This window comes from Halogeometricum sp. S1BR25-6 (assembly GCF_031624495.1).
GTDB lineage: Archaea > Halobacteriota > Halobacteria > Halobacteriales > Haloferacaceae > Halogeometricum > Halogeometricum salsisoli.
In genome coordinates this window covers 219,610-231,825 of the sequence record NZ_JAMQOP010000004.1, presented here as the reverse complement: position 1 = coordinate 231,825, position 12,216 = coordinate 219,610, and the positions used below count along the sequence as shown (strand labels likewise).

The following is a 12,216-nucleotide window of genomic DNA, read 5'->3' as shown; positions in this document are numbered from 1 at the left end:
AACGGGGGCGGGGCGCCTCGGTACCGAGCGACGTGAGCCGTCTTCCGGCACCCGCCGTCGACGTCGGTTCCGAGGCCGACATCACGCGGGTTTATCGACCCGCGGTTGATTGCTACCGGTGTGAGCAACGCGACAGACGTCGACCTGGACTACGTTCGACTCGGTGAGACGGGCATCCACACCAGCGAACTCCAGTTCGGCACGTGGCGGTTCGGTAAAGAGACCGAGCAGGGGAACGTCGAAATCGGCGAAGAGCGTGCCCACGAACTGTTAGACGCCTACGAGGCGGCCGGCGGTCGCTACATCGATACCGCCGACGTGTATGGCGGCGGCGCGAGCGAGCGATGGATCGGCGAGTGGCTGAACGACGGCGACCGCGACCGAGAGCGGTACACCATCGCCTCGAAGATTTACTGGCAGATTCGGGACGGAGACCCGAACAGTCGCGGCACGAACCGCAAGAACCTCCGTCACCGCATCGATGCGCTGCTCGACCGCCTCGACACCGGGTACGTCGACGTGCTCTACATTCACCGCTGGGACGACCAGACCCCCACGCGCGAGATGATGAAGACGCTGAACGGACTCGTCGACGACGGGAAGGTCCACTACCTCGGCGCGTCGACGCACCGGCCGAACGCCTGGAAGGTGGCGAAGGCCAACGAGATCGCCCGCGAGAACGGGTGGGAGCCGTTCACCGTCTCGCAACCCCGATACAACCTCGTCGACCGCGAGACCGAAGGCGACTACCTGGAGATGACGCGGTCGTACGGGATGGCGGTCTGTCCGTGGAGTCCGCTCGGTCAGGGCTTTCTCACCGGCAAGTACTCGCGGGAAGACGGCCTCACCGGCGAATCGCGCGCCGCGGAGTCGAGCCGATTCGAGGACGCCTACCTCACCGAGGAGAACTTCCAGGTCCACGACGAACTCGAAGCCGTGGCCGACGAGGTGGGAGCGACACCCGCACAAACCGCTCTCGCGTGGCTGCTGCACCGTGACGGCGTCACCGCGCCCATCGTCGGCGCCCGCACCGTCGAACAGCTCGAAGAGAACCTCGCGGCGGCGGCGGTGACGCTCTCGGACGAGCAGGTCGACCGGCTGACCGAAGCGAAGGGCGGGCCGTACGCCGGCCTGTAAGCGGCCGACGTCCGGGACGCGCCTTCAGCGCTCCCCGCGAGCGAGCGTCACTGAGACGGCTTCGTAGTCTTCCAAGAAGCCGCCGGTCCCCCCGACGGTCACGCGGCCGTCGTCAGTCTCCACGACGAGTGTGTTCTCCATCCCGAACTCGACGTTTCGGGGGTCGACGAGACTCTGCCGCGTCTCGACGAGGCGGCCGCGAACGTCCGCGACCGACCGTCGGCCCCGGCCACCTCCCCCGGCGGGCCTGACTCGCGCCTCGACGGCGACGTCGTCGCCGTTTCGGAGACGGAGCGTGGCGTCGTAGACGGCCCGCCTGAACCCGCGGTACGTCGTTGGCAGGGATGATGGCTCCCGGAGCGCCGCTTCCTCCGACGCGGGCCAGACCGTGCCGAGGAAGGCGGCCTCGACGGCGACGGCGACCGACCGGTTGACGAAGCCGATGGCCTCGGCGTCGCCGTGTTCCCAGCCGAGCAGCGAGGACGGCGAGATGACGCCGCGGGTCTGATCGGCACAGACGTACACCGTCGTGCCGCGGACCCACGACCGGACGGCCGTCGCCAGCGACGAGACGTCCTCGTCGACCGCCTCGAGGTCGCCGGCCGCAGCGAGCAGCACGAACACGCCCCTCTCGACCGCATCGGACAGCGGACCGGCGAGGTCCGAGAGGAGTTCGACCGGAACGGCCAAGAACAGTTCCGATTCCGCGCGTTCGGCGTGGGCACGAATCCGCTTCCGAAGGGTCTGACGGGACTGGACGATTTCGAGCGCGTCGTGGTCCTCTGGGGGCCGTTCGTACCGCTCTGTTACCTCCGACATCGTCTGCTGCATCGTCTCTAGCCGGTCCCGCAGCGACTCCGCGGGCGGATGCGCTCGAACCCGCGTCGGCGAGCGGTGGTCGTCGACGCTCACGAACCCCGCGTCCGCCAGTCGGTCCGCGAGTTGGTAGACGTAACTCGCCGACACGCCCGTATCCGAGGCGACGACGCTGGGGGTCGCCTCGCCGCGGCGGACGACGGCGAGGTAGACGCTCGCCTCCGTCTCCGAGAGGCCGAACTGTTGGAGTCGCCCGACGAGGTCTGCGTCCCGTGTCATCGCTTCGATGCACGGCGCGGGCGAACCATGACGCTATCGCTCGCGCTCGGGGTCGGGCTTCCGGCGGCGGGAACCGCGCCGTGACGACGAAAGATTCTGAGCGCTCGAAAAATATTTTTTACTAACCTTGTGAACGATTGTTAACATTTATGCGCCGATGGGGAGAGGGCGACGTGATGACAGACAACCCAGACGACGGCGGCGAACCGGACGACCGAGGCGGACTCGGAGCGTCTCGGCGGACGTTCCTCCGAGCGACTGGCGGACTCGCTCTCTCGGGCGCGTTCCTCGGGAGCGCCGGGTCGGTCGCCGGGGACGAGGAAACCGAGGCGGAACTCGAAGAACTGGTCGCGGAGATGACGCTCGAAGAGAAGGTGAGTCGAACGCACGGCGCCGACGGCGGCCCGGAGGGCGTCGCGGGGTATCTAACCGGCGTCGAGCGACTCGACGTGCCGGGGATGGTCATGGCCGACGGACCGCCGGGTGCGTCGCTCGGTACGCCGACGACGGACTTCCCGCACCCCGTCGCCGCCGCGGCGACGTTCGACCCGGAACTGATTTCCCGTGAGGGGCGAGCCATCGCCCGCGAGGCCAAAACCGAGGACGTGGCGGTGCTACTCGCCCCCTCGCTCGACCTCTTCCGGGTGCCGACCCACGCCCGCGGCGGCGAAACCTACGGCGAGGACCCCTTCCTCGCCGGTGAGATGGCCAGAGAGTACGCGTCTGCCGTCCAGTCGGAAGGCGTCGTCGCGACCCTGAAACACTTCGTCGCGTACAACCAGGCGAGCACCACGGGGAACGTGCTCGACTACTTCTCGTACTCCGAGCACAACGTCATCGTCGACGAGCGGCCGCTTCGCGAAATCTACTGCCGACCGTTTCGGGAGGCCATCGTCGAGGGCGGCGCCGGCGCGGTGATGCCCGCGTATACCCGCATCAACGGCACGTTCTGCTCCGAACACGACTACCTCCTCGAAGAGGTGCTGAAAGAGGAGTGGGGCTTCGACGGCTTCGTCGTCTCCGACTGGGGGGGCACGCACAGCACCGTCGACGCCGCGGTCAGCGGTCTCGATATCGAGATGCCGTCGGCGCAGTACTTCGGCGAGGCCCTCGCGGAGGCCGTCGAGAACGACGATCTCTGGGTCGGGAACGTGGACGAGCAGGTCCGGCGGGGCCTCCGGTCGCAGTACGAAATCGGCGCTCTCGACGGCGACAGGAAGGGTAGCGACCCCGTTCGCGGAACGGACGAACACTTCGCGCTCGCCCGACGGATGGCCGAGGAGGGGTCGGTCCTCCTGAAGAACGAGGACGACCTCCTCCCCCTCGACGAGGACGTGACGGACGTCGCGCTGGTCGGACCCAGCCCGACCGAGTTCAAGAACGACGTGGGCGGCAGCGACGCGGTCACGGGGATTCGGTACGTTAGCCCCGCCGACGGCATTGAGGCGGCGGGCGGCGACGGCGTCTCGGTGACCGCGGTGGCCACCGACCGCTACGAACCGGCGGGACCGACCGACTTCACACCCGCGGGCGGCGACGGCGGGGAGGTGGCAGCGACGGAGACAGAAGTGCAAACGGCGAGCACCGATGAGACCGAAATCGGAACCGAAACCGAATCCGGCGACGCGAGCGAGAGCGACAACGGGACGGAGAACGGGAACGGCTTCGTCGCGGAGTACTACGCGAACGGGGCGTGGGAGGGGTCCCCCGAACTCGTCCGACGCGAGAAGAGCGTCGACCTCACGGAGGCGGACCTCGAACGGTTCGCCGACGCCGACGCGGTCTCGGTCCGTTGGCGCGCGACGTACACGGCGCCCGAGACGGGGACGTTCGCGTTCCTCCTGACGAGTCAGGGCGCGAGCACGCTCTCCGTCGACGGCGAGACGGTCGTCGACAACGAGGGCGGCGGCTTCGCCGGGCCCAAGGGCGAGGAAGCGACGCTGGAGTTCGAGGAGGGAGAGACGTATACGGTCAGCGTCGAGGCGGCAGGCGCCGTCCCCGTGTCGTTGGAGGTGAACCCGCCGTCGTCGCTGGACGAAGCGGTCTCCGCGGCGGCGGAGGCGGACGTGGCGCTGGTCCTCGCTCGGACCGATACGTTCTACGGCGACGACCGACACGAGTTCGAACTCCCGGGCAACCAGAACGCGCTCATCGAACAGGTCGCGGCCGCGAACGGGAACGCCGCCGTTCTCCTGAACACGGAGACGCCGGTGGCGATGCCGTGGCTCGACGACGTACCGGCCGTGATGCAGGTGTGGTTCCCCGGACAGGAGGGCGGAGCGGCCCTCGGAAGTCTACTGTTCGGCGATATCTCCCCGTCCGGGAAGACGCCGGTCACGTTCGCCGAGTCGATGGACGACTACCTGCCCGGCGAGGTGACGACGCTCCCCGACGACGGACGCGCGTATCCCGGCGTGCGGGGGAACGTCTTCTACGACGAGGGCGTGTTCGTCGGCTACCGGCACTTCGACGAGGCGGACATCGAACCGCTGTTCCCGTTCGGTCACGGGTTGAGTTACGCGGCGTTCGACTACGGCGAGATAACGCTCTCGCGTAGCGAGACCACACCCGACGAGGGGTTGACCGTCAGCCTAGACGTGACGAACGAGAGTGAGACGACGGGGCGGGAGGCCGTGCAACTGTACGTCTCCGAGGTCGACCCGGCGGTCGAACGCCCGCCGAAAGAGCTCAAAGGCGTCGCGAAAGTCGAGATTCCGGCCGGCGAGTCCAGAACAGTCGAAATCGAACTCGGACGCGGCGCGTTCGAGTACTGGGACCCCGAGACGGAGGACTGGACCGTGAACCCCGGCGAGTTCGAGATACTGGCCGGTAGCTCCTCCCGAGATATCCGACACAGCGCGTCCGTATCTGTCGTCGAAAGGGAGTAGAAACCGAGCGGCGATACGTCCCCTCGCCTAACCCAGTCCTCTTCGCGACGGTTGTGCGCGAAGCGTCCGCTCCGGTGCGCGAGTCCGTTCGACGCTCTACGTTCGATATATGGCGCACGGACGCGTTTGGAACGACGTATCGAATATGAGTCTTTGACGTTATATTCCTCGGAAAAAGAACTAAAGGTGCACTTGATATAAACAGAGTAGGGAAGAGAGATGTCGAACTGCCCGGCGGACGGTCCGAATGATGGGCGCGCGTCGGTTCCACTGAACGTTGCGGGCGTCACCCCTTTATCTAGCGCGCCGGTAGGAGGAAGCGTGTTCGACGACGACACGCGACTCGGACTCGGGACGTACAGCCTGAAAGGCGACGAGGGGGCCGACACCATCGAGGCCGCCATCGACGCCGGTTACCGACACCTCGACACCGCCCGCCTCTACGAGAACGAGGAGACGGTCGGCGAGGCCATCGCCGCCTCGGACGTCGACCGCGAGGACCTGTTCGTGGCGACCAAGGTGGCACACTTCGAGGAACCGGAAAAGACCGAGGAGTACGTGCGAACGGCGGCCGAAGAGAGCTTCGAGCGACTCGGACTCGACCGCATCGACCTGCTGTACCACCACTGGCCGAAGGGACAGGACGACGTCGAGACGGTGCTGCCCGTCCTCGAAGAGTTCGTGGAGTCGGGCCGAGTCTCGAACCTCGGCGTGAGCAACTACACCATCGACGACGTGTCGCTGGCGCGCGACCTCGTGGACGTCCCCATCGAGGCCAATCAGGTGGAGATGCATCCGCTGCTTCCCCAAGAGGAGATGCGCGAGTTCCTCTACGGGAGCGACACCGACCTCGTCGCGTACTCGCCGCTGGCGCAGGGAGAGGTGTTCGAGGAGGACGCCATCGTCGAGATAGCCGACAAACACGGCGTCTCGCCGCCGGCCGTGAGCCTCGCGTGGGTGCTGGAGAAGGGCGCGACGCCGATTCCGCGGACGAGTTCCGTCGACCACCTCCGGGACAACCTCTCCGCTCGGACCCTCGAACTGGACGACGAGGACGAGAAGCGCATCGACGCTATCGCCCGCCGACACCGGTGCGAAGACCCCTCCTGGATGTCCTGGTAGGCTGCCGCGGCCGCCGATCGAATTTCCCGTCGCAGTACTGCGCTCTCGACCTCGTACGACGGTTCTGCCCAAATTCTTATCAGCTCTACGACCCTCGAATTAATCCGTATGAGCGACTCCGGTCAGCAGCTCGAGGACGTATCGGTCGCTATCTTCGTCGCCTCCGCGGGTTCGGAGGAAGTGGAGTTCACGGAGCCCAGAGAGGCCGTCACCGACGCCGGCGCCGACGTCACGGTCGTCGGACCCGAAACCGGCGACGCGGACCTGGTCAACAACGACCTCGAAGAGGGCCAAACCGTCGAAATCGAGGAGGCGTTCGAGGACGTCTCGGCCGACGACTTCGACGCGCTGGTCATCCCGGGCGGCACCGTCGGCGCGGACCGAATCCGTCTGGAGGACGAGGCGACGACGTTCATCGAAGAACACGTCGCGGACGACAAGCCGGTCGGCGTCATCTGTCACGGCCCGTGGACGCTTGTCGAGGCGGGCGTCGTCGACGGTCTGACGCTCACCTCCTTCCCCAGCCTGCAGACGGACATCCGCAACGCCGGCGGCGAGTGGGTCGACGAGGAAGTCGTCACCGACCAACGCGTCGTCACGAGTCGCAAGCCCGACGACATCTCGGCGTTCTGCGAAACCATCGTCGAGGAGTTCGCGGACGCGGCGTAGCGACTCGGCCGCACCCCGGACGCACCGAGCTTTTTCTTCGACCCGCCGACCGCTCCCGCGAGAACGTTTAGGGACCGCCGGACGGTAGTTCGCCCGTGACGATGGACCTCGATACTCGCGACCTCGCGATTCTCCTGGCACTCGGGGACGACGGCCCGGCGACCGCGAGCGACGTACAGACGGCGGCGCGCGAGGACGCCTCGACCGAGGCGGTCGAAGAGCGTCTTTCGCGCCTCGCCGAGGGCGGACTCGTCGCCCAAGCGGACGGCGGCGAGTACGAACTCACCCCGAGCGGTCGCCGGTTGCTCCGGACGGAGACGGACGATTCGGCGTCGCGTCCGGATGTCCCCGCGGAGGCCGAACGCGCCATCGAGACGGCCGACCTCCACCCCGGCGTCGCGGACGCCCTGGCGCGCGCGGTCGTCTTCCTCCGTAACTGGGGGTCGGCGACGTCCGAAGAGATAATCGACGCCGCGTACAGCGAGACCGACCTCGGGTACGACGACGGCGAGCGGTGGTGGGACGAACTCGTCCGCGACCCGTTCGGCGCTCTCCCCGGCGTCGTCCCGCCGTCGGACGAGGGCGGCGAGTGGCGATACGACGGGAGCGAGACGCCGTCTGACGACGCCGAGGAGGCGACGGGCGCGAACCGCGAGGGTGACGACGGGCGCCGCGTCCTCGACGGCGCCGACGACCGTTACGGGAGTGCGAAGCACGCCCTCGAACGCGAGGCGATGGACGACGCCGAGGCGGCGGCGTTCGCGGCGGCGTTCGAGGCGTTAGCCGCGTCGGACGACGCCGGCGCGACCGCCGCCGACCTCGTCGAACGCGCGGCGTCGGAGACCGGTTCGAGCGTCGACGCCGACCGACTGACCGAGGCCCTGGAGTCGGTTCCGGGCGTCCGGAGAGAGGGTGGCCGGTGGCGGTACGACCGGGACAAACGGTTCTGGAACGAGGAGGACTCGACCGGTGAGTAGCGTCGAGTCTGTCCGGACGGTCGGCGCCGCGCGCGACCCGTTCGGCTCCGACGCTGTCCCGACGCCGGAGTGGCGCCGGGCGTCGTAAGCCGTTCGGGCTCGCTCCCCGACCGCGTATAGCCGGCCTGCTTTCTATGTGAAGGCGTTTATCCGACCCCGGCAGGCGCTTCAGAAACGCCTGGTGTGTCCGTCGATAATCGGCCTCTCGAACCTGCTCCCGACGCTTCGAGGGGCCGTCACGCTTATCGAAACCGGGCCACTTCCGACGACGTACCCATGGCACTTCTACGGTCGGCGCGGCGAGACGACGGCGGCGACTCGGACGGCGCGTCGACGCTGAAAACCGGCGTCGTCGCGGGGTTCGTGGCGACCGTCGTGATGACGGCGTTCCGCGAACCGACCGCCCGGTCGCTCCCTCCGACGTCGAACTTCCTGAGCCGATGGCTCGGCGGCGACTCCGAGGACTACCCCATCTCGTCCGTTCTGCTCCACCTCGCGTACGGCGTCGGCGGCGGCGTCGCCTTCGGATTCGGTTGGACCCGCCGCGGCGTCCGGACCGACGAACCCGAGACCGTCGGGTTGATTCTCGGATCGCTGTACGGCGTCGCGCTCTCTCTCTTCGGCGAGCACGTCGTCCTGAAGTACCTCGTCGCGATGGAGCTAGATACGGACGAGTCGGCCGTGTTCCACGCGGGACATCTGATATACGGTCTCACCGTCGGCGTCTGGTTCGGGTCGCGCGAACGAGACGACGAGTCCGCCTGAGTTCGACTCGTCTCCCTCTTCAAGAGATTGCGTATCCGGCCTGAACGACTTTGAGGACCGCCCCCGACCGACCGAGTATGAACAGTCGTACCACGGACCGCGTCGGACGGGCGACCGCGCCGAGAACGACGGGTCGGTGCTGACCGTGCGACCCGACGCGCCGTCCGACGGCATCTGTCCGAACTGCCGAGCGTCGCTGTCCGCCTCGGAGGCGGTCGTGGCGTTCGAGTCGGACGCCTCCGACGCAGACGGCGTCACCCTCGTCGAGTGCCCCTCCTGTGGTTCGGTCGTCCGGCCAGCGTCCCCCGGTCCTGCTGACGACGGCATTCGCGTCTTTCGAGGGCGGTCCGCGTACGCGCTCTGTGCGACGTGCGGCGCCCCGGTCACGCTCGTCGTTCCCGAGCGCTCGGTGGTGACCGACCGACACCCGGACGGCGTGGTGAACGCGCGGTGCGAACGCTGCGCCGGCGTGACTACCGTCGGGTTCAAACGCAGGGGCGAGTGAGCGGGGCGGAAAAGGTGGGCGGAGAGACGAGACGGCTCGACCCGTCGGCTACAGTCTGTCGGACTCGGGCACCACTTCGTCGCCCGACTCGTCTCCGCTGGACGAGATGGCTCTCGCGGAGACGAACGTCAACAGTCCGAGCAGGACCAACGGAATGAGCGTGAGCATGTGCGTGAGGTTCATCGCGAACGGGTCGTAGGGGTACGGGTTGAACACGAGGTTCACACCGACGAAGAAGAGGAGGATGCCCATCGGCACGAGATTGACCGTGATGTCGAGGAGCGTCTCGTAGTCGAATCCGGCGATGGACGTGAGCGACGGACTCATGTCAGAGAGAACCGCTCCGACGTAGATAGTACTGTCGCCCGAACGGCGCTCGGGAGTTATCCCTTGCTCGCGCGCGACGCCGGGTCGTCGGTTTCGACTTCGATGGGCGAGCGGATGAGGTTGCCCCACTCGGTCCACGACCCGTCGTAGTTGCGCACGTCCTCCCAGCCCAGCAGTTCGTGCAGGGAGAACCAAGTGATAGAGGAGCGCTCGCCGATGCGGCAGTAGGTCACGACCTGACTGTCGCCCTCGATGCCGTGTTCGGCGTACATCTCGCGGAGTTCCTCGGGGTCTTTGAACCGGCCGTCGTCAGCGAGGTTCTCGCTCCACGTGATGTTCTCCGCGCCGGGGATGTGGCCCGCGCGCTGGGCCGTCTCGGGGCTCCCCTCGGGCGCTATCTTCTCGCCGCGGTACTCCTCGCCGCTCCGCACGTCGACGAGGGGGACGTCGAGTTCGAGGGCGTCGTCGACGCCTTCCCGGTAGATTCGGAGGCCGTCGAACGGGCCGCTGGCGTCGTACTCTCGCTCGGAGAAGTCGGGTTCCTCCTCGCTGGTCGGGAAGTCGTTCTCCATCCAGTAGGGTCGACCCCCGTCGAGCAGTTTCACGTCGTCGTGGCCGTAGTACTTGAACTGCCAGTAGGTGTAGGCGGCCCACTGGTTCGACTCGTCGCCGTACAGCACGACGGTGGAGTCCTCCGTAATTCCGGCCTCGCCCATTATCTCCGCGAACTCCTCCTTGTGGAGGATGTCGCGCTGGACGGAGTCCTGAAGGTGCGACCCCCAGCGGAAGCCGACGGCGTTGGGGATGTGCGACTCCGCGTAGGACTCGTCGTAGTCGATGTCGGCCTCCACGAGACGGTAGTCGGGGTCGTCGCTCCCGAACTCCTCGAGGTGGTCTTCGACCCATTCCGGCGAGACGATGGCGTCGCTGTCGTGCGCGGTGGAACTCATGCGCTGTCAACGTCGGTCCGCCACGCACGTCAATCATTGGGCCGCCGTCCGGGAGTTGTCGGAGCTGATGAGTGTCGATTCGCACGAGAGGTATCGGCGGAGAGTCGGGCGAAAGCGGGGACGGAGACGGACGCGGTTCGACCGCCTACAGGCGGCCGAGGAGCACGTCGGTGTTCTCGACGCCCTCGATGACGTACTCCATGAACTCGTTGGCCTTCACGCCGTCCACGAGGCGGTGGTCGTAGGTGAGGTAGAAGTCCACCTGCGGGCGCACTTCCACCTCGTCGTCGGCCGTCGCGACGGGTTCCTTTCGAATCCGGCCGATACCCATGATGGCCGCCTCGGGGTGATTGATGACGGGCGTGCCGAACGTTCGGTGCTCGCCGCGCGTGGCGAGGTTGGTGACGGTGAACGTGCCGCCTTGCATCTCCTCGCCGCCGATGGACCGGTCGCGGGCCCGTTCGGCGAGGTCGTTCATCTCGCGGGCCACCTCGACGATGGACTTCCGGTCGATGTCCTCGATGACGGGAACCATCAGACCGTCCTCGGTGTCGACGGCGAAGCCGACGTTGTAGTAGTGCTTCTCGACGATTTCTCCCGTCGTGTCGTCGACGCTGGCGTTCACCATCGGGAACTGCTTCAGCGCGGGGGCGACGGCCTTCAGGAGGATGGGCGTGTACGTCACGTGCACGTCGTGCGCCTCGTCCAGTCGCTCCTTCAGTTCGATCAGTTCCGTGGCGTCGGCCTGAAAGCCCGAGGTCAACTGCGGGACGATGGACGCCGAGCGAGTCATGTTCTCGGCTATCTGCCCGCGCAGGCCCGAGAGGTCGCGCCGCTCGGAGCGCTCTTCGTCCTCGTCGACCGGCACGGGTTCTATCTCGGTGGTCGGGTGGGAGATGGCGTTCGCCGCCGCACCGCCGGACGTCGCCGATTCGCCGGCGGACGCCTCGGACGCTTCCGCGGCCTCCCCGTCGGCGCTCTCGCCGGACCCGGAGAGGCGCGCCTCGATGTCTTCGCGGAGGACGCGCCCGTTCGGTCCCGACCCGTCTATGTCGGAGACGTCGACGCCCTCCTCGCGGGCGTACGCCCGCGTCCGCGGCGCGGCGAACACGCGACCCGCTTCGGTCGACGGCGACTGCGACTCCTCGCCCTCCGACTCGGCGTCGGCCTCTTGGTCGCTCTGGGCCTCGGCCTCGGACTGCTGGACGGCCTGTTCGCGGCCCTCGTCGACGCTCCGCGGTCCGTCGTCGCTCTCGTCGGCGTCCTCTGATTCGTCCGTCTCCTCTTCAGACTCCTCGGAGTCGTCTTCGGTCTCGGTTTCCTCGTCCGCTCCGTCGGCTTCTTCGTCGGATTCGGATTCTTCCTCGTCGGCCGCGTCGTCCTCGTTCTCCGCTTCGCCTCCTTCGGTTTCGTCGGTCTCTTCGGCCTCTTCGGCCTCTTCCTCCGCTTCCTCGGCCGCCTCCTCTTCGGCCGCACCGCTCGGCGGCGAGTCCGTCTCCATGACGACGAGGACGGACCCGACCTGCACGGTATCGCCCGCGTCGGCCTTCAGTTCCTCTATCGTCCCTGGACACGGCGAAGGGACGTCGGTGACGGCCTTGTCCGTCTCCACCTCGCAGAGCACGTCGTCCTCGGCGACGTCGTCGCCGGACCCGACGTGCCACTCGACGATTTCGGCCTCCGTCAACCCCTCGCCGGGGTCGGGGAGTTCGAACTCGTAGCGGGTCATCGCGCACCCCGCGGGGCGTCCGCGTCGTCCTCGTTCGAGTCCGTTCGGGCGG

At 67.4% G+C, this 12,216-nt stretch carries 11 protein-coding genes; 7 read left to right on the top strand and 4 right to left on the bottom strand.

What is annotated here, in order from left to right; translation table 11 throughout:
* Positions 1 to 120 precede the first annotated feature (120 nt).
* Positions 121 to 1,137 carry an aldo/keto reductase gene (locus tag NDI76_RS18410; protein ID WP_310925626.1) on the top strand — a complete coding sequence of 339 codons (1,017 nt, stop codon included), beginning with the start codon at positions 121 to 123 and terminating at the stop codon, positions 1,135 to 1,137.
* 24 nt (positions 1,138 to 1,161) lie between these two features.
* Here the strand turns inward: NDI76_RS18410 and NDI76_RS18405 are convergent, their stop codons facing one another.
* Positions 1,162 to 2,232: a TrmB family transcriptional regulator gene (locus NDI76_RS18405; protein WP_310925625.1), complete on the bottom strand. Its 1,071-nt coding sequence runs from the start codon at positions 2,230 to 2,232 to the stop codon at positions 1,162 to 1,164.
* A 176-nt stretch (positions 2,233 to 2,408) separates the two neighbouring features.
* Between NDI76_RS18405 and NDI76_RS18400 the strand changes: the two genes are divergently transcribed.
* From NDI76_RS18400 to NDI76_RS18375, 6 genes are all read left to right on the top strand, one after another.
* Positions 2,409 to 5,120 (top strand): glycoside hydrolase family 3 C-terminal domain-containing protein, encoded by a 2,712-nt coding sequence (locus NDI76_RS18400; protein WP_310925624.1) that lies wholly within the window; start codon positions 2,409 to 2,411, stop codon positions 5,118 to 5,120.
* Positions 5,121 to 5,441: 321 nt separating this feature from the next.
* Positions 5,442 to 6,242 (top strand): aldo/keto reductase, encoded by an 801-nt coding sequence (locus tag NDI76_RS18395; protein WP_310925623.1) that lies wholly within the window; start codon positions 5,442 to 5,444, stop codon positions 6,240 to 6,242.
* Between the two features lie 108 nt (positions 6,243 to 6,350).
* On the top strand, positions 6,351 to 6,911 hold the full coding sequence (locus NDI76_RS18390) for a type 1 glutamine amidotransferase domain-containing protein (protein WP_310925622.1): 561 nt from the start codon (positions 6,351 to 6,353) through the stop codon (positions 6,909 to 6,911).
* A gap of 101 nt (positions 6,912 to 7,012) precedes the next feature.
* Positions 7,013 to 7,888, top strand: a complete 876-nt coding sequence (locus NDI76_RS18385; RefSeq protein WP_310925621.1) for a helix-turn-helix domain-containing protein — start codon at positions 7,013 to 7,015, stop codon at positions 7,886 to 7,888.
* Positions 7,889 to 8,164: 276 nt separating this feature from the next.
* Entirely contained in the window at positions 8,165 to 8,653 is a 489-nt protein-coding gene (locus tag NDI76_RS18380; RefSeq protein ID WP_310925620.1) for a hypothetical protein, read from the top strand.
* A gap of 136 nt (positions 8,654 to 8,789) precedes the next feature.
* The gene (locus tag NDI76_RS18375) at positions 8,790 to 9,158 is read left to right on the top strand and encodes a DUF7837 family putative zinc-binding protein (protein WP_310925619.1); all 369 of its coding nucleotides are present in this window, start codon (positions 8,790 to 8,792) and stop codon (positions 9,156 to 9,158) included.
* Between the two features lie 48 nt (positions 9,159 to 9,206).
* Here the strand turns inward: NDI76_RS18375 and NDI76_RS18370 are convergent, their stop codons facing one another.
* The 3 genes from NDI76_RS18370 to NDI76_RS18360 form a co-directional block, all read right to left on the bottom strand.
* The gene (locus NDI76_RS18370) at positions 9,207 to 9,485 is read right to left on the bottom strand and encodes a DUF6684 family protein (RefSeq protein ID WP_310925618.1); all 279 of its coding nucleotides are present in this window, start codon (positions 9,483 to 9,485) and stop codon (positions 9,207 to 9,209) included.
* 56 nt (positions 9,486 to 9,541) lie between these two features.
* On the bottom strand, positions 9,542 to 10,435 hold the full coding sequence (locus NDI76_RS18365; protein WP_310925617.1) for a sulfurtransferase: 894 nt from the start codon (positions 10,433 to 10,435) through the stop codon (positions 9,542 to 9,544).
* Positions 10,436 to 10,580: 145 nt separating this feature from the next.
* Positions 10,581 to 12,164 carry a dihydrolipoamide acetyltransferase family protein gene (locus NDI76_RS18360; protein ID WP_310925616.1) on the bottom strand — a complete coding sequence of 528 codons (1,584 nt, stop codon included), beginning with the start codon at positions 12,162 to 12,164 and terminating at the stop codon, positions 10,581 to 10,583.
* Positions 12,165 to 12,216: the final 52 nt, after the last annotated feature.